Annotated in this window: 24 protein-coding genes and 1 tRNA gene; 14 read left to right on the top strand and 11 right to left on the bottom strand. The window is 69.0% G+C overall.

Translation table 11 applies throughout. From position 1 onward, the window contains the following. Positions 1-50 precede the first annotated feature (50 nt). Positions 51-512 carry a hypothetical protein gene (locus Q9G87_RS44200; RefSeq protein WP_305922608.1) on the bottom strand — a complete coding sequence of 154 codons (462 nt, stop codon included), beginning with the start codon at positions 510-512 and terminating at the stop codon, positions 51-53. Here Q9G87_RS44200 and Q9G87_RS60960 point away from each other — a divergent pair. Continuing rightward, complete coding sequence (locus tag Q9G87_RS60960; RefSeq protein WP_371825920.1) at positions 451-948, top strand: tyrosine-type recombinase/integrase; 498 nt, start codon at positions 451-453, stop codon at positions 946-948. The two genes, Q9G87_RS44200 and Q9G87_RS60960, sit on opposite strands and share 62 nt — an antisense overlap. A gap of 81 nt (positions 949-1,029) precedes the next feature. Here the strand turns inward: Q9G87_RS60960 and Q9G87_RS44195 are convergent. The 7 genes from Q9G87_RS44195 to Q9G87_RS44165 all read right to left on the bottom strand — a co-directional run bounded on the left by Q9G87_RS44195 (position 1,030) and on the right by Q9G87_RS44165 (position 4,356). Further along, positions 1,030-1,101: transfer RNA gene (locus Q9G87_RS44195), tRNA-Val, on the bottom strand. A 17-nt stretch (positions 1,102-1,118) separates the two neighbouring features. Continuing rightward, a complete protein-coding gene (locus Q9G87_RS44190; protein WP_305922607.1) occupies positions 1,119-2,090 on the bottom strand; it encodes an ROK family protein in 972 nt (323 codons plus the stop codon). A gap of 237 nt (positions 2,091-2,327) precedes the next feature. Then, the gene (locus Q9G87_RS44185) at positions 2,328-2,645 is read right to left on the bottom strand and encodes a hypothetical protein (protein ID WP_305922606.1); all 318 of its coding nucleotides are present in this window, start codon (positions 2,643-2,645) and stop codon (positions 2,328-2,330) included. A gap of 14 nt (positions 2,646-2,659) precedes the next feature. Beyond that, complete coding sequence (locus Q9G87_RS44180; protein ID WP_305922618.1) at positions 2,660-3,121, bottom strand: peroxiredoxin; 462 nt, start codon at positions 3,119-3,121, stop codon at positions 2,660-2,662. An 85-nt stretch (positions 3,122-3,206) separates the two neighbouring features. Next, the gene (locus Q9G87_RS44175; protein ID WP_305922605.1) at positions 3,207-3,635 is read right to left on the bottom strand and encodes a DUF3052 domain-containing protein; all 429 of its coding nucleotides are present in this window, start codon (positions 3,633-3,635) and stop codon (positions 3,207-3,209) included. 115 nt (positions 3,636-3,750) lie between these two features. Continuing rightward, positions 3,751-4,164: a secondary thiamine-phosphate synthase enzyme YjbQ gene (locus Q9G87_RS44170; protein WP_305922604.1), complete on the bottom strand. Its 414-nt coding sequence runs from the start codon at positions 4,162-4,164 to the stop codon at positions 3,751-3,753. 9 nt (positions 4,165-4,173) lie between these two features. After that, a complete protein-coding gene (locus Q9G87_RS44165; protein ID WP_127935293.1) occupies positions 4,174-4,356 on the bottom strand; it encodes a DUF1918 domain-containing protein in 183 nt (60 codons plus the stop codon). A 146-nt stretch (positions 4,357-4,502) separates the two neighbouring features. Between Q9G87_RS44165 and Q9G87_RS44160 the strand changes: the two genes are divergently transcribed. From Q9G87_RS44160 to Q9G87_RS44145, 4 genes are all read left to right on the top strand, one after another. Then, complete coding sequence (locus tag Q9G87_RS44160) at positions 4,503-4,970, top strand: hypothetical protein (RefSeq protein WP_305922603.1); 468 nt, start codon at positions 4,503-4,505, stop codon at positions 4,968-4,970. A 300-nt stretch (positions 4,971-5,270) separates the two neighbouring features. Next, entirely contained in the window at positions 5,271-8,018 is a 2,748-nt protein-coding gene (aceE, locus tag Q9G87_RS44155; protein ID WP_371825919.1) for a pyruvate dehydrogenase (acetyl-transferring), homodimeric type, read from the top strand. A 113-nt stretch (positions 8,019-8,131) separates the two neighbouring features. Beyond that, positions 8,132-9,628 (top strand): alpha/beta hydrolase, encoded by a 1,497-nt coding sequence (locus Q9G87_RS44150; RefSeq protein ID WP_305922602.1) that lies wholly within the window; start codon positions 8,132-8,134, stop codon positions 9,626-9,628. A 10-nt stretch (positions 9,629-9,638) separates the two neighbouring features. Then, positions 9,639-10,331: a maleylpyruvate isomerase family mycothiol-dependent enzyme gene (locus Q9G87_RS44145; RefSeq protein ID WP_305922601.1), complete on the top strand. Its 693-nt coding sequence runs from the start codon at positions 9,639-9,641 to the stop codon at positions 10,329-10,331. A gap of 217 nt (positions 10,332-10,548) precedes the next feature. Here the strand turns inward: Q9G87_RS44145 and Q9G87_RS44140 are convergent, their stop codons facing one another. Further along, a complete protein-coding gene (locus Q9G87_RS44140; RefSeq protein WP_305922600.1) occupies positions 10,549-10,908 on the bottom strand; it encodes a VOC family protein in 360 nt (119 codons plus the stop codon). Between the two features lie 74 nt (positions 10,909-10,982). Then, complete coding sequence (locus Q9G87_RS44135) at positions 10,983-11,711, bottom strand: helix-turn-helix transcriptional regulator (RefSeq protein ID WP_305922599.1); 729 nt, start codon at positions 11,709-11,711, stop codon at positions 10,983-10,985. 268 nt (positions 11,712-11,979) lie between these two features. Here Q9G87_RS44135 and Q9G87_RS44130 point away from each other — a divergent pair, with 268 nt between their 5' ends. Continuing rightward, positions 11,980-12,345: a YciI family protein gene (locus tag Q9G87_RS44130; protein WP_305922598.1), complete on the top strand. Its 366-nt coding sequence runs from the start codon at positions 11,980-11,982 to the stop codon at positions 12,343-12,345. On the opposite strand, the gene Q9G87_RS44125 is transcribed toward Q9G87_RS44130, so the two are convergent. After that, on the bottom strand, positions 12,342-13,364 hold the full coding sequence (locus Q9G87_RS44125; RefSeq protein ID WP_305922597.1) for a PHP domain-containing protein: 1,023 nt from the start codon (positions 13,362-13,364) through the stop codon (positions 12,342-12,344). The two genes, Q9G87_RS44130 and Q9G87_RS44125, sit on opposite strands and share 4 nt — an antisense overlap. Before the next feature lie 101 nt (positions 13,365-13,465). Between Q9G87_RS44125 and Q9G87_RS44120 the strand changes: the two genes are divergently transcribed. The 8 genes from Q9G87_RS44120 to fabF all read left to right on the top strand — a co-directional run bounded on the left by Q9G87_RS44120 (position 13,466) and on the right by fabF (position 20,213). Further along, positions 13,466-13,855, top strand: coding sequence for a hypothetical protein (locus Q9G87_RS44120; protein ID WP_305922596.1), 390 nt, complete (start codon positions 13,466-13,468; stop codon positions 13,853-13,855). Between the two features lie 3 nt (positions 13,856-13,858). Then, the gene (locus Q9G87_RS44115; protein ID WP_305922595.1) at positions 13,859-15,004 is read left to right on the top strand and encodes a glutathionylspermidine synthase family protein; all 1,146 of its coding nucleotides are present in this window, start codon (positions 13,859-13,861) and stop codon (positions 15,002-15,004) included. 25 nt (positions 15,005-15,029) lie between these two features. Further along, positions 15,030-15,461, top strand: coding sequence for a DUF350 domain-containing protein (locus Q9G87_RS44110; protein WP_138670780.1), 432 nt, complete (start codon positions 15,030-15,032; stop codon positions 15,459-15,461). Between the two features lie 91 nt (positions 15,462-15,552). Further along, complete coding sequence (locus Q9G87_RS44105) at positions 15,553-16,671, top strand: PucR family transcriptional regulator (RefSeq protein ID WP_305922616.1); 1,119 nt, start codon at positions 15,553-15,555, stop codon at positions 16,669-16,671. A gap of 108 nt (positions 16,672-16,779) precedes the next feature. Next, entirely contained in the window at positions 16,780-17,676 is an 897-nt protein-coding gene (locus Q9G87_RS44100) for an ACP S-malonyltransferase (protein ID WP_305922594.1), read from the top strand. Continuing rightward, the gene (locus tag Q9G87_RS44095; RefSeq protein WP_305922593.1) at positions 17,673-18,629 is read left to right on the top strand and encodes a beta-ketoacyl-ACP synthase III; all 957 of its coding nucleotides are present in this window, start codon (positions 17,673-17,675) and stop codon (positions 18,627-18,629) included. Before Q9G87_RS44100 ends, Q9G87_RS44095 begins: the two co-directional genes overlap by 4 nt. Positions 18,630-18,705: 76 nt before the next feature. Continuing rightward, a complete protein-coding gene (locus Q9G87_RS44090; protein ID WP_127935306.1) occupies positions 18,706-18,945 on the top strand; it encodes an acyl carrier protein in 240 nt (79 codons plus the stop codon). 35 nt (positions 18,946-18,980) lie between these two features. Further along, entirely contained in the window at positions 18,981-20,213 is a 1,233-nt protein-coding gene (gene fabF / locus Q9G87_RS44085; protein ID WP_305922592.1) for a beta-ketoacyl-ACP synthase II, read from the top strand. The last annotated feature ends 106 nt before the right edge of the window (positions 20,214-20,319 follow it).

The following is a 20,319-nucleotide window of genomic DNA, read 5'->3' as shown; positions in this document are numbered from 1 at the left end:
CCCGGCCCAGGACGTCCACCCGGGATCCCCAATCGCCGGCCCGCACCCCGCTACGACGTTGGCAAGACCGTCAAACGCGGCCGCACTCTCGCAGCCCTACAACAATCCGGAGGATAAAGAACAAGCTCAGCCTCGCCCGTCGAATCACCGAGCATCCGATACAAGTGCGTCGCACGCTCGAACAGCGCCAGCTCACGCGGATCCTCGCGCCGATCATTGAGAAACCGCGCGTGCAAGATCCGGCCCCGAGCCAAAACGAGATCAGCTTCGACCTTGTCCAGTTCCCGCTCCGCTTGCCCCAGCTCACCGACATCGCCGACGTAAACAGCGCGCTCATAGGACAGCTTGGCCTGCTCGATACGTCTCTCTATGCCTATCCCGCTCACCTCGTCCAGCCCTCCGGGCTCAGCGATGCCCTCGGTATGCGGTCCATGACACCGTACGCCAGCGATCTCAACAAGCTCTCGGGGCCGCCCAACCTTCGAGGGCACGAGCTCGAGGTTCGTTGTCATCGGGCAACCGGCGACCTTAAAACGCAAGCCTGCCACAGTCGAGATGTCTCGAATGTACGCCCGGACACATCTCCTCCCCGAGCTAGGCAAACGGAAGCTTCGGGATCTCTCCGTCGAAGACGTGGATCAGTGGTTGCAGCGCAAGACGAACGATCTCAGCACACGTTCCCTTAAGATCCTTCAGGGATGGCGATCAGTGGCCGAGATCGGTTGGGACCACAACGAGTTCGCCCTGCACGTCTGGCGTTCGGTGCGCAAGAAGGGCAGACCAAAACCCCGAAGTCCCGACGCAGCCTCGCTCTGCCCAAACGCTGCGTGGACGCACTCAAAGTCCTCAAGGAAACTCGGTCGTCACGGAGACGGTCTACCGGCAGTAGATACGGCCGATGATCCAAGAAGGCGCGACCGCGATGGACCGCATTTTCCCCAGGGCTGATGAGGCATAGCCGTGCAGCATGTCACTCAGTTTGTCACTCACGCCCCGTTTCCAAGATCGGAGACGGGGCGTTTTCGCAGGTGGGCGGTACTGGGTTCGAACCAGTGACCCCTCGCTTGTAAGGCGAGTGCTCTACCGCTGAGCTAACCGCCCCTGATCGGCACTACACCTTACGACACCAGGGGGGCCGATCGCACATCCACCGTCCAGTCAGGCCCCAGCTCGGGACGGCCGGCGGCGCGCCAGCCCAGGAGGGCGGCGCCGAGCATGCCGGCGTCCACACCCAGCGCGGCCGGGATCAGCGGGGGCGCCTCGCGGAAGGCCAGGCGCTTGACCAGGCGGGTGCGTACGGGGTCGAAGAGGGCGGGGCCGGCCTCGGCGAGGCCGCCGCCCAGGACGATGACCGAGGGGTCGAGCAGCAGCGTGTACGTGGCCAGGGCCAAGGACAGGGCCTCCACGGCCTCGTCCCATACCTCGATGGCGATGGGGTCGTCCGAGGTGACCACCTGCTCGGCCTTGACGCCTTCGACGCCCGCCCGCTGGCTGTAGCGGCGGCCCACCGAGGCGGCCGAGGCGTACGTCTCCAGGCAGCCGAACTGGCCGCAGGCGCACTGTTCGCCGTCAGGGAAGACGGGGGTGTGGCCGATCTCGCCGGCCCAGCCGGAAGAGCCGCCGTACGGTTCGCCGCGGATGATGGAGGCCCCGGCGATGCCCGTGCCGATGGGGAGGAAGAGGAAGTCGGACAGGCCGCGGCCGGCGCCCAGGATGCTTTCGGCGAGTCCGCCGGTGCGGACGTCGTGTCCCAGCATTACCGGAATGTCCAGGGTGGTGAAGTCGGTGGCGGGGACGTCGCGCCAGCCCAGGTTGGCCGCGTAGAGGGCGGCGTCTTCGGACACCAGGCCGGGCACGGCCAGGCCCACGCCGGCCGGGTCGCCGTCGCCTGCGGCGGCCAGGTGGCTGATGAAGTCGGAGATGGCGGTGACGACCGCCTCCGGGCCGTCCGCTCGCGGGGTGGGGCGCCGCTCACTCAGCAGCACCGCGCCGGAGTCGTTGACCAGGCCGCCCTTCATGGACGTGCCGCCGACGTCGAGCGCGACAACGAACGCACTGCTCGTAGTACCACTGCTACTGGTGCTGCTCACTACGGACACGGTAGGAGACGATAGCGCAGGTCAGCAGATGCCTGGAATGCACGATACGGCCGCACGCTTCCCCGTCCTCCCGGCGTCAGGGGCCGCGTCCTGTCCACGACGTCATGGGCTCGTGGCTCGGGGTCATGATGGGCGGCTTGGCTTGACGGCACCTGGCCACCTGTCCAGGACCCCGTGGCGGGTCAACGCACCATGGTCCCGCACATCTCGCGAGGCCTTCAGAGGCCCTCAGGCGCGTCCCAGCACCCGGTTGAGTGCCGCCTCCACCTCCGCCGACAACCCCGGCGGCGGCGGGGCCGTGGAGCCGGAGAGCGGGGTGTCCGAACGCGCCATCCACACGGCCCCGCAGGACCGGCACTCCACCTCGCCCAGCCGGCAGATCAGCGCCGTGGACCCACAGGTGCCGCAGGCGTCCAGGTCGAGGTCGTGCAGCCGTTGACAGTCCGGGCAGATCAGAACCTGGGACTCCTTGCGCACCCCGCGCTGCCACGGGCTGGCGCCGCGGACCGGGTCCGTCTGCCGGGCCCCGCACCGGTAGCAGGGCATCCTTCCCTCCGAAGTCAGTGAATGTCGGCGAGTGCCTTGACGTAGTCGGCGACGTCGCGTGCCGAAGAGATCGGATTGACCACCGACCACCGGATCACGCCCTCGCCGTCGATGATGAAGGTCCCCCGAAGCGCGAGCCCCTTCGCCTCATCGAACACACCGTACGCCTGCGCGACCTGTCCGTGTGGCCAGAAATCAGAGAGCAGAGGAAACGTGTAACCCTCGCGTTCCGCCCACGCACGGTGCGTGAACACCGAATCCACCGAAACCGTCAGCACTTGGGCGTCGTCGAACGGATGATCGCGCAGCGCGGACAGCTCGCTGTTGCAGACGCCGGTGAAGGCGAGCGGATAGAAGACCAGCACGACCTTCCTGCCCCGGAACTGGGACAGGCGCACCGGAGTGCCGTGCTGGTCCTGCAGCTCGAAATCCGGAGCCAGGGCGCCGACCTCGGCAGGATGTGCGTTCACGGGCATCATCCTGCCGCATGGCAGGCGCTCGGGCTCCCTACGGTCGGCCCATGTGCGACCCGATCTGCCGTCGACCCATGTGCGGCCCGATCTACCGTTTGCCCTTGGGCGTCACGAGCCTGGTCCCAGACCAGTCGGGCGCGGCGGAGATGCTGCTGGTCTGCGAGAGACCCGCAGTGGCGGCATCCTCCCCGATGTCGCTCGGCTCCACGTGGCCATCGCGTCCGGCCTTGGGAGTCAGCAGCCAGATCTGGCCGCCGTCGGCGAGTGCTCGCATGGCGTCGCTGAGAGCGTCGAAGAGGTCGCCGTCCCCGTCGCGCCACCACAGCAGCACCACGTCCACGACGTCGTCGCTCTCCTCGTCCAGCAGTTCGTTGCCGGTCAGTTCCTCGATGGAGTCGCGGAGCTCGTCGTCGACGTCCTCGTCCCAACCGATCTCCTGCACCACCTGACCCGGCTTGAGGCCGAGTCGTTCGGCCAGGCCGCGCTCGCTCTGCGCCTGACCCGCGGTCGCGCTCACGTTTATCCCTCCTGCTTGAGTGGCCGCATATGCGGTTTATCGCTTCGGCACAGTCCACACGCTGTGACCCTCAGTCGTCAACGGTCGCCACGGGTACGGCCCTAGTCGGCCATAATCAATCAGACAAAAACGACAGTCGAACCTGGCGTTGCGGGTTGTCGACGTTCAGATCCACGAGCGCCACCGACTGCCAGGTGCCCAGCGCCATCCGTCCATCCAGCACCGGGATGGTGGCGTACGGCGGGATCAGCGCAGGCATGACGTGCGACCTGCCGTGGCCGCGCGAGCCGTGGGCGTGACGCCACCGGTCGTCGGCGGGCAGAACGTCGCGCAAGGCGGCGAGCAGGTCGTCGTCACTGCCCGAGCCCAGCTCGAGCAAGGCGACGCCGGCGGTGGCATGCGGCACGAAAATGTGCAGCAACCCGTCCTCGCCTTCGCCTTGAGCGCGCACGAAATCGGCGCATTCGCCCGTGATGTCGTGCACCCTCTCTCGCGAACCCGTGGCCACAGAGATGATTTCAGATCTCACAAGGAAATCTTACTTATGCACCACCACGGCATCAGGGCCGGGAAACACCAGCCCGGTGTGCCCGTCGTCGAACCGCACCATGTAGGGAGGCTCGCCGTCAGGGCCCTTGACCTCCACGATTTCGCCTCCATGGTCCCTTTCACCCACGGTGCTCCCGTGCACCAGGAGGCGGTCGCCCACCGTCGCGTTCATATCTCCCACACTGGTACGCGGAATGCCCTACGAGAAGAGCGAATCCCGAGATCGGATGAATTTTGCCTCCCTCTTTCGGGGGAGGTCAGAAACATGACCAAAACGTTACGCGGCTCAGATGCGGCGTTTCGGGCTGCGTGGCCCCGATGGCGGCCTCGTACGTGCTGGTCACCGCCACAGCGGTGCTGCTGGTCGAGGCCGTGCTCGTGGCGGTCGTCCTGGTGCCGCCGGCCGATAGCTCGGACCTCGCGTCCCGCATAGCTCGGACCTGGCGTCCCGCGCGCCATCGCCTCGCAGACGCCGATCTCTCCGAGCAGCAGTGGCGCGACGGGCGGTTGCGGCAGGCGATCAGCGACCTGATCGACCTCGCCAACCAGCACGGCTGCGTCGGGATCGCGAACGGCTGCGGAGGATGGCGGCGCGGAGAGCTACCGGCCAGACCGCATCCCGCCCGCCGGCGCACGGGAGGTGAACCCGCCCAGGACCGCAGGCACGCCCCCGCGCGCGGCAAGACCCGCCGGAGCCCAGGCGACCGGCTCACGCTGTTCCCGCACCCAACACCGTTCGGGGTGCACCCGGACCCACCCCGGGCCCGGCTCATGGCGATTCGCTAATATCGGCAGCTCGCCAGGAGCGGTGATGATCTCCCCTCTTCGGGGATGCCATGGGTAGCCATCGGACACAGCGAGCGCAGCACGTAAAATTTCGTTCGTTTTCCCGTCTTGTTAAATTGGATCGGGGATGTAACCTGTGATGCGATTCGTCCTACCATCGGTGGTCTAGGCCATCGAAGATGGCCCTGCCAGCAGGGACACTCTGGTTACCAGCCAGTAGAGATGCGTTTTCTACGGCTAGCGACCAGGATGGAAGGCGACCCAGACCAGACATCAGTCATCCTCGGAAGGCGAGACCCAGTGGCTTCCGGACGCCAGCGATTCTCGATCATCAGCGACGGCCTACCCAGCCAGCTGCCTGATGTCGACCCCAGCGAGACCAACGAGTGGCTCGAGTCTCTCGACAACGTCGTCAAGACCGAAGGCCGCACCAGAGCCCGCTACCTCATGCTGCGCATGCTGGAGCGGGCCCGCGAGCATCAGGTCGGCGTGCCGGGCCTGCGCAGCACCGACTACATCAACACGATCCCGCCGGAGCGCGAGCCCTGGTTCCCCGGTGACGAGCACGTCGAGCGCCGCATCCGCGCCTACATCCGCTGGAACGCGGCGATCATGGTGTCGAGGGCCAACGCCCGCACCAACGTGGGCGGCCACATCGCCACCTACGCCTCGGCGGCCTCGCTCTACGAGGTGGGCTTCAACCACTTCTTCCGCGGCAAGGATCACGGCGAGTCGGGCGACCAGGTCTTCTTCCAGGGGCACGCGGCGCCGGGCATCTACGCCCGGGCCTTCCTCGAGGGGCGGCTCAACGAGAGCCAGCTCGACGCGTTCCGCCAGGAGCTGTCGCACGGCTTCCGCGGCCTGCCCTCCTACCCGCACCCGCGGCTCATGCCGGACTTCTGGGAGTTCCCCACGGTCTCCATGGGTCTGGGCCCGATCGGCGCGATCTATCAGGCGCGGTTCAACCGCTACCTGCTCAACCGCCAGATCAAGGACACCAGCCGCAGCCACGTATGGGCGTTCCTGGGCGACGGCGAGATGGACGAGCCCGAGTCGCTCGGCGCGATCGGCCTGGCCGCTCGTGAGGAGCTCGACAACCTCACGTTCGTGATCAACTGCAACCTGCAGCGGCTCGACGGCCCGGTACGCGGCAACGGCAAGATCATCCAGGAGCTGGAGTCGTACTTCCGCGGCGCCGGCTGGAACGTGATCAAGGTCGTGTGGGGCCGTGACTGGGACCCGCTGCTGGCGGCCGACGTGGACGGCGTGCTCGTCAACCAGATGAACACCACGCCGGACGGTCAGTTCCAGACCTACTCGGTCGAGTCGGGCGCCTACATCCGCGAGCACTTCTTCGGCTCCGACCCGCGCCTGCGCAAGATGGTCGAGCACCTGACCGACGACGACATCCGCAAGCTGTCGCGCGGCGGCCACGACTACCGCAAGGTCTTCGCGGCGTTCAAGGCGGCCCGCGAGCACGTCGGCCAGCCGACCGTGATCCTCGCCCAGACCATCAAGGGCTGGACGCTCGGCAAGGACTTCGAGGCGCGCAACGCCACGCACCAGATGAAGAAGCTCACCAAGGCCGAGCTGAAGGAGTTCCGCGACCGGCTCTACCTGCCGATCCCGGACTCGGCGCTGGAGGGCGACCTGCCGCCCTACTTCCACCCGGGCGAGAACGACCCCGAGATTCAATACATGAAGGAGCGCCGCGCCGCGCTCGGCGGCGTGCTGCCCAAGCGGGTCCTGCGCGCCAAGCAGATCAAGCTGCCGGGCGACGAGGTCTACGGCGGCTTCGCCAAGGGCTCGGGCAAGCAGCAGGTCGCCACCACGATGGCGTTCGTGCGGCTGCTCAAGGACCTCATGCGGGACAAGGAGATCGGGCACCGGTTCGTGCCGGTCATCCCGGACGAGGCCCGCACGTTCGGTCTGGACGCCATGTTCCCGACGGCGAAGATCTACTCGCCGCACGGCCAGACGTACGAGGCCGTCGACCGGGAGCTGCTGCTGTCGTACAAGGAGGCCGTGCAGGGGCAGATCCTGCACGAGGGCATCAGCGAGTCGGGATCCATGGCCTCGACCATCGCCGCCGGCACCTCCTACGCCACGCACGGCGAGCACATGATCCCGATCTACATCTTCTACTCGATGTTCGGCTGGCAGCGCACGGGCGACTCGATGTGGCAGATGGGCGACCAGATGGGCCGCGGCTTCCTGATCGGCGCCACCGCGGGCCGCACCACGCTCAACGGCGAGGGCCTGCAGCACGAGGACGGCCACACGCCGCTCATCGCCTCGACCAACCCGGCCGCGATCTCCTACGACCCGTCCTGGGCGTTCGAGGTGGCCTACATCGTCAAGGACGGCCTCAGGAGGATGTACGGCGACCAGCCGGAGAACGTCTTCTACTACCTGACCGTCTACAACGAGCCCTACCTGCAGCCGGCCCAGCCGGCGAACCTCGACGTGCAGGGCCTGCTCAAGGGCCTGTACAAGTTCGCCGACGGGCCGCAGACGCAGGGCCCGAAGGCCAACATCCTGTCCTCCGGCGTGGCGGGCCCGTGGGCGATGGAGGCGCAGCGGCTGCTGGCCGAGGACTGGGGCGTGTCGGCCGACGTGTGGTCGGCGACGTCATGGTCCGAGCTGCGCCGCGAGGCGCTGGCGTGCGACGAGCACAACCTGCTCAACCCCGACACCGAGCCGCGTGTCCCCTACGTCACCCAGGCGCTCTCCCAGGCCCAGGGGCCGATCGTGGGCGTCAGCGACTACATGAAGGCCGTGCAGGACCAGATCGCGCAGTGGGTGCCGGGCGACTGGTCCTCGCTGGGCACCGACGGGTTCGGCCTGTCCGACACCCGCTCGGCGCTGCGCCGCCACTTCCACGTGGACGCAGCCTCGATCACGCTGGCCGTGCTCACCCAGCTCGTCAAGCGCGGTGAGCTCGACGGCGAGGTGCTGCGCGAGGCCATCGCCCGCTACCACCTCAAGAACGGCGTCACCGAGGCCGGCGGCGCGGAGAGCAACGACACCCAGTCCATGGGAGTCTGACGTCGGCGCTGGTGAGGCGGCAGGTTACGTGCCGCCTCACCCTGTTTATGTGCGCCGTCGCGTATTGTGGGCACTACTTCCCCCCGGAGAGACTGAGGGGAAGTTTTGTGCCAATGCGACGCGTTCTAGCCGCCACCCTGCTCCTGGCGGCCGCCGGCTGTTCCAGTGTGCCCGCCGCCGAGCCCGCCACGGAGTCCGGCGGTGGGAGCCTTGCCCCTGTCGAGTGGGGGCCGTGCACCGACATCAAGCGCCCTGACGGCGAGCCGCCGGCCCGCCAGGACGCCTCGGTGCGCTGCGGGAAGCTCGAGGTGCCCCTCGACTACGCCCAGCCGGCCGGGGAGACGATCGACCTGGCGCTGATCAAGCTGCCGGCCACGGGCCAGCGGCTCGGGTCGGTGGTGTTCAACTTCGGCGGCCCGGGCGCCTCCGGGGTGGACACGCTCGATCAGGCCGCCAAGGCGCTCACCACACTGCGGGCCCGTTACGACCTGATCAGCTTCGACCCGCGCGGCGTCGAGCGCAGCTCCGGGGTGCGCTGCGGCAGCGGGGCCGATATGGACCGATTCACCTCGCTTGACACGCTGCCGCCCAACGAGGAGACGCACCAGCAGAGCGAAGCGGCCAACAAGGAGTTCGCCGCGCTCTGCCAGAAGAACTCCGGCAAGATCCTGCCGTACGTCGGCACCGTGAACGCCGCCCGCGACCTGGACCGCATCCGCGCCGCCCTGGGCGAGGCCAAGCTCAACTACGTCGGCATGTCGTACGGCACCCAGCTCGGCGGCGTCTACGCCACCCAGTTCCCCCAGAAGGTGGGCCGTATGGTGCTCGACGCGCCGCTCGACCCGACCGTCACGTTCGAGCAGCGGACGCTGGCCCAGACGCGTGGCTTTCAGCAGGCGTACGAGAGCTTCCTCAAGGCGTGCGTCAAGAACTCATGCACGATCGGCAAAGACCAGGCCACGGCCAACGCCAACGTCGAGAACCTGATGAACGAGCTGACGGCCAAACCGCTGAAGGTCGGCAACCGCGACCTCACTCAGGGGCTGGCCTCGACCGGCGTGGCCGCCGCGCTGTACTCGGAGATGACCTGGCCGTTCCTGGAGCAGGCGCTGAGCGATGCGCTCAAGGGCAAGGGCGGCGCGCTGATGTACTTGGCCGACTCCTACACCGGACGCAAACCGGACGGCACCTACTCGACGCAGATGACCAGCTTCCCGGCGATCACCTGCGTCGACACCGCCGAGCGGCCGACCCCGGCCGAATTGCGGCGCACCGAGCAGGCCGCGCTCAGGATCTCGCCGCTGTTCGGCAGCGAGGGCTCGGGCGGGCTGTGCCGGGTGTGGCCGGCACAGGGCAGCGACCAGGCGCGGCACGTGAACGCCACCGGGTCGGCGCCGATCCTGGTGGTGGGCGGCAAGGGCGACCCGGCCACGCCGTACGAGTGGGCGCCCAGGCTCACGGCCCAGCTCAAGACCGCCACGCTGGTCACGTACATGGGCGAAGGGCACGGGGCGTACCTGTCGGGCAGCAAATGCGTGCAGGGCCTCGTGGACGCGTACATGATCGACGGCAAGGTGCCGGAGAAGGGCGCCACGTGCCCGGCGGCCTAGTGTGTGGCGGGTGAAGGACTACGAGTCAGAGATCGAGACGGAGGCGGCACGCCTCGCGGAGTTGTCGGGCGACCTCTCGGTCCCGGTGCCCACGTGCCCAGGCTGGACGCTCGCCGAGCTGGTCACACACGTCGGCCAAACCCATCGGTGGGCGGTGCACGTGCTGCGCAACCGGGTGCAGGAGCGGGTCTGGTCGCGTCAGGTGCCCAGCGGGCTTGCCGAGGGTCAGAGCGGCGACGCCGCGTGGCTGCTGGCCGGAGCCGCGGAGCTGCTGCGAACCCTGCGCGAGACCGACCCGGAGCTGGCGGTGTGGACCTGGGGTCCCGACAAGCGGGCGTCCTGGTGGCCGCGGCGGATGGTGTTCGACCCGGTGATCCCGGCGGCGACCGCGGTGGACGGCATCGAGGAGTTCCTGCACAACCTGCCGTCCGCTGCCTGGGTCACCCGGGCCCTGGGCGAGCTCGGCGCGGAGGGGGCCACGATCCACCTCCACGCGAACGACGCCGAGGGCGAGTGGACGATCACGCAGGGACCCGCCGGGACGATCGCATGGGCCCGTGGCCACGCCAAGGGCGACACCGCCGTCCAGGGGCCGGTGCGCGACCTGCTCCTCATGCTGTACGGGCGGCGCTCCCCCGAAGCGCTCACCGTGTACGGCGACCACACGTTGCTGGAGCGCTGGCTGACCGCTGCCGCGTTCTGACCGGCGCCTGATCCCGAGCGGACCGGCGTCGGAGGCCGTCGCCTTGGATCGGGCCGGTTTCGCCGGCCGGAGCTGCCGGTCGTCGAGGCCCTGGGCGCGCCGCCGCTCGGCGATCGGCGGCGTGCCCAGGGCGAGGGGTGAACCGCTTCTGGGAAGCGGGCCCATGGCCTGCCGGGGTCGGCGGGGAAGGCGCTCTCCCCGGCCCGGCCACGGGTCATCACCTGCGGTGGAAGATCCCGAAGACACTGCCGGACGTGTCACGCAGATAGGCGAAGTCCGTGCCCGCGCCGTCGTCGATCACCTTCGTGATCACTTTGCCGCCGAGCGCCTCGCTCTGGGCGCAGGTCGCCTCGACGTCGGCCACGTGCACGTGGAAGATCGCGTGGTTGGGGAACTCGCCCTTGGTGTTGTAGAGCCCGCCCACCGGCTGCTCAACGCCCGGATGGCCGATCAGCCGATAGTCGATCGGGCCCTCGTCGCGCATGAACGTCCAGCCGAACAGCCCTCCATAGAACGTCTGAGCACCCTCGGGGTCGTCGGTCGCGACCTCGAACCACGTCACCGTGTTGTCCATCATTGTCTCCTTGCTTTCTCGAACAAGACAACGATGTAGCGTGTTGGCGACAACCCTATGTCGGTGTTTTCGATTGATTAATCGAGCACAGTGCCGTGCACGATCATCTCGGGCAGGTCGGTGGCGAAGCCCTCCAGCGGCCGGTCGGGGCAGCGCTCGGCGGTGACGGTGGCGGCCGCGATGCGGTCGAGGCGGAAGACGCGTACGTCGTCGCGCAGCCTGCACCACGCCACGAGATACCAGAAACCGCCGCGGCCACCCAGGAACACCCCTGGCTCGACATCGCGTGAGGTGAGGGCCCCCTTGGCGTCGGCGTATTCGAGCCTGAGCACCCGGCGGCGCAGCAACGCCTCCTCGATGGCCCGGGAGATGCCCTCGCCGCCGAGCGGCTGGATCGCGCTGCCCGGCTCCTCGGGCAGCCGCATGAGCTGCACCCGGCGGGCCAGCTCCCTGGCCAGATCGCCCTCGGGACCCGGCATGGCGGCGACCACCTTGCGTAAGGCGCTGCGGGCCTGCCGGCCGAACGGCTGGTCACCGGCCCGGCTGAGCGCCACCGCGATGGCCACCGCCTCGGCGGGCGTGAAGTTGAGGGGCGGCAGGGACATCTTCTTGTCGATGGCGTAACCGCCTTTGCGTCCCGGCTCGGCGTAGATCGGCACGCCCGACTCCTGCAGCGCGGTGATGTCGCGCTCGATCGTGCGCACGCTGACCTCGAACCGCTGAGCCAGCTCCCGCGCGGAACGGCGGCGGGGGGCGATGGCACGCAGGTCCTCGACGAGTGCGTAGAGCCGGTCGGTACGATTCACAGCCGTGACGCTACGCCGTGCCACCGACAATCGCCGGGGGCCCCGGCAGCCCCGAGATACCCTCCTCACTGCCGGGTCACACGGCTATCACGGTTTCGGCCAGTGTCCTGACGCCCCTGTGGCGCATCTCACACCGCCGCCTGAGCCCCGGACGGCGGAGCCCGCTTTCACGCCCGGCAAACGATCGCAGGTTTTTCCGCCGGTGATGTCAAAGAGGCCGCGCCGGCTCCGACCCGCTGACGACAGCATCCGAAAGAGGCAGGAGACCATGAAGTACATGATCATCATCTACGGCAACCAGGAACTGTGGGAGTCGTTCTCGGCTGAGGAGACGCAGAAGCACATCGCCGAGCAGGACGCGTTCAACCGCAAGTACGCCGAGACAGGCGAGCTGCTGGGCGCGTACGGCACCGCCGACGCCGTCCAGGCCAAGACCGTGCGGGTGCGCAACGGCCTGCCCGCCGTCACCGACGGCCCCTACCTGGAGTCGAAGGAATATCTGGCCAGCTGGTATCTGGTGGAGGTCGACGACGAGCAACGCGCTCTCGACCTCGCCGCCGAGCTGCCCTTCGCCTCGGTCGGCGCGGTCGAGGTCTGGCCGGTCCCGCACGAGGCCCCGGGCAACAAGATCTAGGCGCCGGCCCAGTCGAGCAGGCGGTCCAGCGGCCAGGTGTTGACGATGCGCTCGGCCTCGATGCCGCACCTGGCCGCCCGCTCGCACCCGTACCGCTGCCAGTCGAGCTGCCCGGGCGCGTGCGCGTCGGAGTCGATCGCGAACACGCAGCCCATCTCGTACGCCAGCCGCATCAGCCGCTTCGGCGGGTCGAGCCGATCGGGCCGGGAGTTGATCTCGACCGCCACCCCGAACCGCCGGCAGGCCTCGAAGACCAGCTCGGCCTCGAACTCCGACTCCGGCCGCTTGACGCCCCGCTTGCCGCCCGCCTGCACGACCCGCCCGGTGCAGTGCCCGAGCACGTCCACCAGCGGGTTGGCGATCGCGGTGACCATCCGCCGCGTCATCTCCTCCCCGCCCATGCGCAGCTTGGAGTGCACGCTGGCGACCACGACGTCCAGCCGCTCCAGCAACGCGGGATCCTGGTCGAGCGTGCCGTCCGTGTTGATGTCCACCTCGATGCCGGTGAGGATCCTGAACGGCGCCAGCCGCTCGTTGAGCTTCGCCACCACCTCCAGCTGCCGCTCCAGCCGCTCCGCCGACAGGCCCTTGGCCACGGTCAGCCGCGGCGAGTGGTCGGTCACCGCCACGTAGTCGTGACCGAGGCCGATGGCCGCCTCGGCCATCTCCTCGATCGGAGAGCCGCCGTCCGACCAGTCCGAGTGGCTGTGCAGGTCGCCTTTCAACGCGGCCCGCAACACGGCGGTCTCGGCGTCCAGCTCGACCTCGGCAGTGGCCCGCATCCTTCTCAAGTACGTAGGAACCTGGCCGTCCAGGCTTTCGTTCACAACAAGAGCGGTGACTTTCCCGATGCCGGGCAGGTCGCCGAGTCCGCCGGTGCGGGCCAACCGCACGAGCTCGTCCTGGGGGAGGTCGGCGACCACGGCGGCGGCGCGACGGAAGGCACGCACGCGGTAGGTGGGCTCGCCGGCGCGCTCCAGCAGGAAGGCGATCTCACGCAGCGCCTCAGTCGGTTCCATGCGTTAAGTCATACCCAAGCCAACGGCAATCGCGGGCCGCTACACATTGATCAGCGACGCGGGCCACCGCTAGGCTGATCGGCCCAGGAAAGCAGGAGTTGATGGCAAAACCGCCGCAGGCGCCCACGGGGCAGCCGCGCAAATCGTCGAAGGTCGTTCCACTGGTCGTCCTCGGGGTCCTATCCGTGATGGTGGTCGGATACTGCTCCGCTGTGCAGGACGACGACGAGGTCGCCGCGGACTGCGTCGTCCAGCTTGCGGACGGCACCTACGAGGTCGTCGACGACGACTACTGCGAGGACGACGACGGCCGCACGCACTATTACGGCGGCTCCCGCGGGGCGTACATCTGGTATTACGGCGGCCGCAGGGTGGGCAACCGGGTCGAGGGCGGCACCACCTACCGGCCCTCTGACGTCAACATCACCTCTCGTAACGGCAAGTCGATCCAGCGGGGCGGGTTCGGCAACAGCTGGAGCGGCGGGAGCTGAGACGTGCGCCGCGAACATGGAACTCCCAGGGACGACTGGGAGAAGACGATCGAAAGCCACGGCCTGGCCTACCACCGGGCCGCGCACCCCGAGGGCCTGAGCCGGCCCTACTGGGACGAGTCCGTGCACTACGTCTTCTCGATGGACGAGGTCGAGGCGCTGGAGGAGCAGGTCGAAGAGCTCCACGGCATGTGCCTGCGCACCGTCGAGCACGTGATCTCCACCGGGCGCTTCGCCGACTTCGCCATCCCCGAGTGGGCGTGGGAGGAAGTGGCGCGCTCGTGGGAGCGCCGCGATCCGCACCTGTACGGCCGCTTCGACCTGCGCTACGACGGCACCGGCCCGGCCAAGCTGCTGGAGTACAACGCCGACACGCCGACCTCGCTCGTGGAGTCGTCCGTCGTGCAGTGGTTCTGGCTGCAGGACACGCACCCGGACGACGACCAGTGGAACTCCGTGCACGAGCGGCTCATCGACCGCTGGCGCGAGTTGCGACTGCCGCCGGGGCCGGTGCACTTCTCGTTCACGAACGCGGACGAGACCGGCGAGGAGGCCATGACGGTGGCCTACCTGCAGGAGACCGCCGAACAGGCGGGACTGCAGACGGTCGCCATCGCCATGGAGGACATCGGCTGGGACTCGCTCAACATGCGCTTCGTCGACCTCGACGAGCAGATGATCCGCTCGGTGTTCAAGCTCTACCCCTGGGAGTGGATGCTGAGCGACGAGTTCGGCCGGCACGCGGTGCGGCACGCCACCTGGATCGAGCCGCTGTGGAAGGCGCTGCTGTCCAACAAGGCCCTGCTGGCCGTGTTGTGGGAGCTCTACCCGGGGCATCCCTCGCTGCTGCCCGCCTACCTGGACGGCCCGCGCGAGCTGACCTCCTACATCGCCAAGCCGTTGCTCGGCAGGGAGGGCGCCTCCATGCGGATCGTCACCCCGGAGGGCACTCAGGAGACGCCCGGCAGATACGGCCAGGAAGGTTACGTCTTCCAGGGCTTCGAGGCACTGCCCGTGTTCGAGGGGCAGCGGCCGGTGCTCGGCGCCTGGATGGTCGCCGACGAGTCCGCCGGGCTCGGCATCAGGGAGACGACCGGCCTGATCACCGACGACACCTCCTCCTTCGTCCCGCATCGCATCGCGGGCTGACACCCTCCACGTGATAGGAACTGACGTGACCCTTCTCGAAACCCTCGCCCGCGGCGCGGGTGCCATCGCTTCATACGCCGCCGTCGGCGTGATCCTGATGATCGTCGGCTTCTACGTGATCGACTGGGCCACCCCTGGCAAGCTGAGCGAGATCATCCGCAGCGAGCGCAATCCGAATGCCACCCTGCTGGCCACGTCCGCCCTGGCCGCCGTCGGCCTGATCGTGGCCGCCTCCATCTGGTCCTCCGGCGGCCGGCTCGCCGAGGGTCTGGCGGGCACGGCGGTGTTCGGCCTGGTCGGGATCGTGGTGCAGACCGTGGCGATGCTCATCTTCGACAAGATCGTCGGGATCTCGGTACGCGACCTGATCAAGGAGCAGCAGTTGCAGCCGGGCGCGCGGCTGCTGGCCGTGACGCATGTGGCGATCGGCCTGATCACCGCTGTCGCGGTCATCTGACGGGCGTCGCGTTCACCTGGGCCGAACTGGCACTCTAGAAGACGTGACAGACCGGACCCGGGAGGACACCACGCGCAGGCTCGAGCGGGCCATGGGCTCGCTCGGCACCGCGGCGATGGCACGCATGGACGACCAGTTGCCGTGGTTCCGCGCACTCAGCGCCGAGGACCGGTCATGGGTGGGGCTCGTGGCCCAGGCCGGCATCGCGGCGTTCGTGGAGTGGTTCTCGACCGCCGGGGAGGACCCGCCCACGCCGAGCATCGAGTTCTTCGGCACCGCCCCGCGCGAGCTGAAGCGCTCCATCTCGCTCCAGCAGACCGTCGACATCGTCAGGGTCGTGGTCGAGATCGTCGAGGCCCGCACCCACGAGCTTGCCTCCCCCGGCGGCGAGGACCAGCTGCAGCAGGCCATGCTCCGCTACACCCGGGACGTCGCCTTCGCCGCCGCCCACGTCTACGCCCGCGAGGCCGAGGCCAGGGGCTCGTGGGACGCCCGGCTTGAGGCGCTGATCGTGGACGCCCTCGTGCGCGGCGAGGTGGACGACGGGCTGCACTCGTGGGCCGCCGCGCTCGGCTGGACCTCCTCCCCCGTGGTCGTCATCGCCGGCCACGCCCCCGAAGGCGACCCCCGCTCCGTGATCGACGGCCTGCGGGAGAAGGGCCGGCGCATCGGCATGGACCTGCTGGCCGGCGTGCAGGCCGACCGGCTGATCGTGATCGTCGGCGGCGCGCAGAGCGTTGACGACGCTGCCAAACAGGTCGTGGCCCGCTTCGGCATCGGGCCCATCGTGATCGGCCCCGAGGTCCCCGACCTGCACGCGGCCGCCAGGTCGGCCAGGGCCGCGCTGGCCGGGCTGAAGGCGTCCGCCGGGTGGCCGGACGCGCCCCGCCCGGTGCACGCCGAGGACCTCCTGGCCGAGCGAGCGCTCGACGGCGACGACGACGCCAGGCAGCAGCTCATCGAGCACGTCTACCTGCCGCTCGCCGGAACTCCGCTGCTCGACACGCTGGCGACGTACCTGGAGCAGGGCACCTCGCTGGAGGCGACGGCACGGCTGCTGTTCGTCCACCCCAACACCGTCCGCTACCGGCTCAAGAAGATCACCGAGCTCACCGGATACCTGCCGACGGAAGGCCGGTCCGCCTTCACGCTCCAGGTCGGCCTGATTTTGGGCAGGCTCGCGGAGAGCGCCGTAACTTGGCGGCCCTAACGTAATGGCGCCGAAATCCCCACTGTAGGCTTCCTACAAATCGCCGTGGACAAAGTTCGTACGGATCTCTATCCGCGTGTCGGAGTTCTACAGGGCAAGGTGGATTTCGTGCTTGTAGTCGTCGCTCCGGGCCAAGGTGCCCAAACCCCAGGCTTCCTGACCCCGTGGCTCGAGCTGCCCGGTCTCGCTGACCGGCTCGGCGCCTGGTCCGAGGTCGCCGGGATCGACCTGATCGCCTACGGGACCACCGCCGACGCCGACGAGATCCGCGACACCGCCGTCGCCCAGCCGCTGCTCGTGGCCGCCGCCCTGGCCTCCGCCGAGGCGCTCGGTGTGGCCCCCGACGTGCTCGCGGGCCACAGCGTGGGCGAGTTCGCCGCGGCCGCGCTGGCCGGGGTGCTCACCCCGGAGCAGGCGCTCACCCTCGTACGCGAGCGCGCCCAGGCCATGGCCAAGGCCGCCGCCATCACCGCGACCGGCATGACCGCCGTGCTCGGCGGCGTGGAGGACGAGGTGCTCGCCGCCATCGAGCGGCACGGCCTGACGCCCGCCAACATCAACGGCGCCGGCCAGATCGTGGCCGGCGGCACGACGGAGCAGCTGGCCGCGTTCAAGGACGACGCGCCGGCCCGCGCCCGGCTCATCCCGCTGTCGGTGGCGGGCGCGTTCCACACGCACCACATGGCACCGGCCGTGGAGAGCCTGCGCGAGGCCGCCAGGGCCATCGTGCCCGGCGACCCGCGGGTCACGCTGCTGTCCAACTCCGACGGCAAGCCCGTCGCCACCGGCGCCGAGTTCGTGGAGCGGCTGGTCAAGCAGGTCAGCAGCCCCGTCAGATGGGACGCCTGCGCGGAGACCATGGCCGCGCTCGGGGTCACCACGATGATCGAGCTACTACCCGGCGGCACGCTGACCGGCCTGGCCAGGCGTGGCCTGCGCGGCGTGCAGACCGTGGCGCTGAAGACTCCGGACGACCTCGACGCGGCCAGGGAGCTGATCAAATGAGGATCCCCGACATCGCCCCCGGCGGCAGGGTGCTGGCGCTCGGCCACTACCAGCCGGCCAACGTCGTCACCAACGACGACCTGGCCAAGACCATGGACACCAACGACGAGTGGATCCAGTCGCGCGTCGGCATCAAAGAGCGTAGGGTCGCTCCCGACAGCGAGTCGCTCGAGGACATGGCCACCATGGCCGGTGGCAAGGCGCTGGCCGCGAGCGGCCTGTCGCCCGAGGACATCGACCTGGTCATCGTCGCCACCTGCACGCTCGAGTCGCAGATCCCCAACGCCTCCGCCATCGTGGCACACCGCCTCGGCATCAAGGCGCCGGGCGCGTTCGACGTCAACGCCGCCTGCGCCGGCTTCTGCTACGCGCTCGGCACCGCCGACGCCGCCGTACGCGCGGGCTCGGCCAAGCACGTGCTGGTCATCGGCGCGGAGAAGTTGTCGCAGTGGGTCGACTGGACCGACCGGGCCACCGCCGTGATCTTCGCCGACGGCGCCGGAGCCGCGGTGGTGGGCCCCTCCGACACACCCGGCATCGGGCCCGTCGTCTGGGGCAGCGCCGGCGACAAGGCCGAGGCCATCCGCATCGACGACCGCACGACGTTCCTGCACCAGGAGGGGCAGACCGTCTTCCGCTGGGCCACCACCGCGCTCTATCCGGTGGCACTGGAAGCCTGCTCCCGAGCGGGGGTGGACCCGGCCGAGTTGGCGGCGTTCATCCCCCACCAGGCCAACCTGCGCATCATCGAGGCCATCGCCCGCAAGCTGGGCGCCGACAAGGCCGTCGTGGCGCGTGACATCGTCACCGCCGGCAACACCTCCGCCGCGTCCATCCCGCTCGCGCTGTCGCGCATGCTGGAGCGCGGCGAGGTCCGCTCGGGCGGCCTCGCGCTCATGCTCGGTTTCGGCGCGGGGCTCACCTACGCGGGCCAAGTGATCGAGATTCCGTAGGATCTCGCCCGTACCACTCACAGGCTTGTGCGGCGCGGCCGCACAGAACCCAGGAAACCAAAGGAGAACCAATAACATGGCAGCCAGCGAGCAGGAGATCCTCGAAGGCCTCGGCAAGATCATCAACGAGATCACCGGCATTCCGGCCTCCGACGTGACGCCCGAGAAGAGCTTCGTGGACGACCTCGACATCGACTCCCTGTCCATGGTCGAGATCGCCGTGGCCGCCCAGGACGAGTTCGGCGTCGAGATTCCCGACGACCAGCTCAAGAACCTGAAGACGGTCAAGGACGTTCTCACCTTCATCCAGGCCTAGAGATCACCCTTTCTGACTAGCAAGGAGCGCGAAACGTGAGTGCGAACCGGGTACGTGTCGTCGTCACCGGGCTTGGAGCGACGACGCCCGTCGGTGGAGACGTCACCTCGACCTGGACGGCGCTCCTCGCCGGTCAGTCGGGTGTCGAGACGCTCACCGCGGACTGGATCGACACCGTCCCCGTGAAGTTCGCGGGGACGGCCGCGGTGGATCCGGCAGAGGTGCTGCCGCGGCCCGAGGCCCGCAGGCTCGACCGCAGCGAGCAGTTCGCGATGGTCGCCTCCCGGGAGGCCTGGCAGGACGCCGGCGCCCCCGAGGTGGCGCCCGAGCGGCTCGGCGTGGTGGTCTCCAGCGGCATCGGCGGCATCAACACCACGCTGGCCGCCTACGACACCTACCGGGAGCGCGGCTGGAACCGGCTGTCGCCCTTCACGGTGCCGATGCTCATGCCCAACGGCCCGGCCGCCTGGATCGGCCTCGACCGGGGCGCCCAGGCAGGCGTGCACGCCACCGTGTCGGCCTGCGCGTCCGGGGCCGAGGCCATCGGCTACGCCATGGACATGATCAGGGCAGGGCGCGCCGACGTGGTGGTCGCCGGCGGCACGGAGGCGGCGATCCACGGGCTCAACTTGGCGGCCTTCGCCGCCGCGCGGGCCATGTCCACCCGCAACGACGACCCTGCGGGCGCGTCCCGGCCGTGGGACCGCGACCGTGACGGGTTCGTGCTCGGCGAGGGCGCCGGGATCGTCGTACTGGAGTCGGAGGAGCACGCCAAGGCGCGCGGCGCCCGGATCTACGCCTACTGCGCCGGCGTGGGCTACTCCGCCGACGCCCACCACATCACCCAGCCTGAGCCCGAGGGCCGGGGCATCATCATGGCGATGACCCACGCGCTCAACGACGCGGGCATCACCGGCCTCGACGTCAAGCACGTCAACGCACACGCCACCTCGACCCCCGCGGGCGACGTCGGCGAGGTCCAGGCGGTGGCGAAGGCCATCGGCACCCACCCGCTGGTGACCTCCACCAAGTCCATGACCGGGCACCTGCTCGGCGGCGCGGGCGGCATCGAGTCCGTCTTCACGATCAAGGCGCTGCAGGAGCGGATCGTCCCCGCCACCATCAACCTCGACAACATCGACGACGGCATCGAGGTGGACCTCGTCTACGGCAAGAACCGTACGCTGCCGCAAGGCGATATCGCCGCCGTCAACAACTCGTTCGGATTCGGCGGGCACAACGTGTCCGTCGTGTTCAAGGGAGCCTGAATGAACGTGCTCGGCAACCGGGGGTGACGCCCGGCTCCGATCAGGAGCCGACCGATCCCCGCGATCCTGCCGTCCGCCTGGCCGCGATGGGCCGCCTCGAAGGCGC

This window comes from Nonomuraea turcica, assembly GCF_030718205.1.
Taxonomy (GTDB): domain Bacteria; phylum Actinomycetota; class Actinomycetes; order Streptosporangiales; family Streptosporangiaceae; genus Nonomuraea.
This window is presented reverse-complemented; position numbering and strand designations above follow the sequence as displayed.

Excerpts from the sequence above, each read along its gene's own strand:
- Q9G87_RS44200 (WP_305922608.1), bottom strand. The coding sequence starts at position 512 with ATGACAACGAACCTCGAGCTCGTGCCCTCGAAGGTTGGGCGGCCCCGA.
- Q9G87_RS44185 (WP_305922606.1), bottom strand. The coding sequence starts at position 2,645 with ATGCCCTGCTACCGGTGCGGGGCCCGGCAGACGGACCCGGTCCGCGGC.
- Q9G87_RS44180 (WP_305922618.1), bottom strand. The coding sequence starts at position 3,121 with ATGCCCGTGAACGCACATCCTGCCGAGGTCGGCGCCCTGGCTCCGGAT.
- Q9G87_RS44165 (WP_127935293.1), bottom strand. The coding sequence starts at position 4,356 with ATGAACGCGACGGTGGGCGACCGCCTCCTGGTGCACGGGAGCACCGTG.
- Q9G87_RS44160 (WP_305922603.1), top strand. The coding sequence starts at position 4,503 with ATGGCGGCCTCGTACGTGCTGGTCACCGCCACAGCGGTGCTGCTGGTC.
- Q9G87_RS44150 (WP_305922602.1), top strand. The coding sequence starts at position 8,132 with ATGCGACGCGTTCTAGCCGCCACCCTGCTCCTGGCGGCCGCCGGCTGT.
- Q9G87_RS44140 (WP_305922600.1), bottom strand. The coding sequence starts at position 10,908 with ATGATGGACAACACGGTGACGTGGTTCGAGGTCGCGACCGACGACCCC.
- Q9G87_RS44130 (WP_305922598.1), top strand. The coding sequence starts at position 11,980 with ATGAAGTACATGATCATCATCTACGGCAACCAGGAACTGTGGGAGTCG.
- Q9G87_RS44125 (WP_305922597.1), bottom strand. The coding sequence starts at position 13,364 with ATGGAACCGACTGAGGCGCTGCGTGAGATCGCCTTCCTGCTGGAGCGC.
- Q9G87_RS44120 (WP_305922596.1), top strand. The coding sequence starts at position 13,466 with ATGGCAAAACCGCCGCAGGCGCCCACGGGGCAGCCGCGCAAATCGTCG.
- Q9G87_RS44105 (WP_305922616.1), top strand. The coding sequence starts at position 15,553 with ATGGGCTCGCTCGGCACCGCGGCGATGGCACGCATGGACGACCAGTTG.
- Q9G87_RS44095 (WP_305922593.1), top strand. The coding sequence starts at position 17,673 with ATGAGGATCCCCGACATCGCCCCCGGCGGCAGGGTGCTGGCGCTCGGC.
- Q9G87_RS44090 (WP_127935306.1), top strand. The coding sequence starts at position 18,706 with ATGGCAGCCAGCGAGCAGGAGATCCTCGAAGGCCTCGGCAAGATCATC.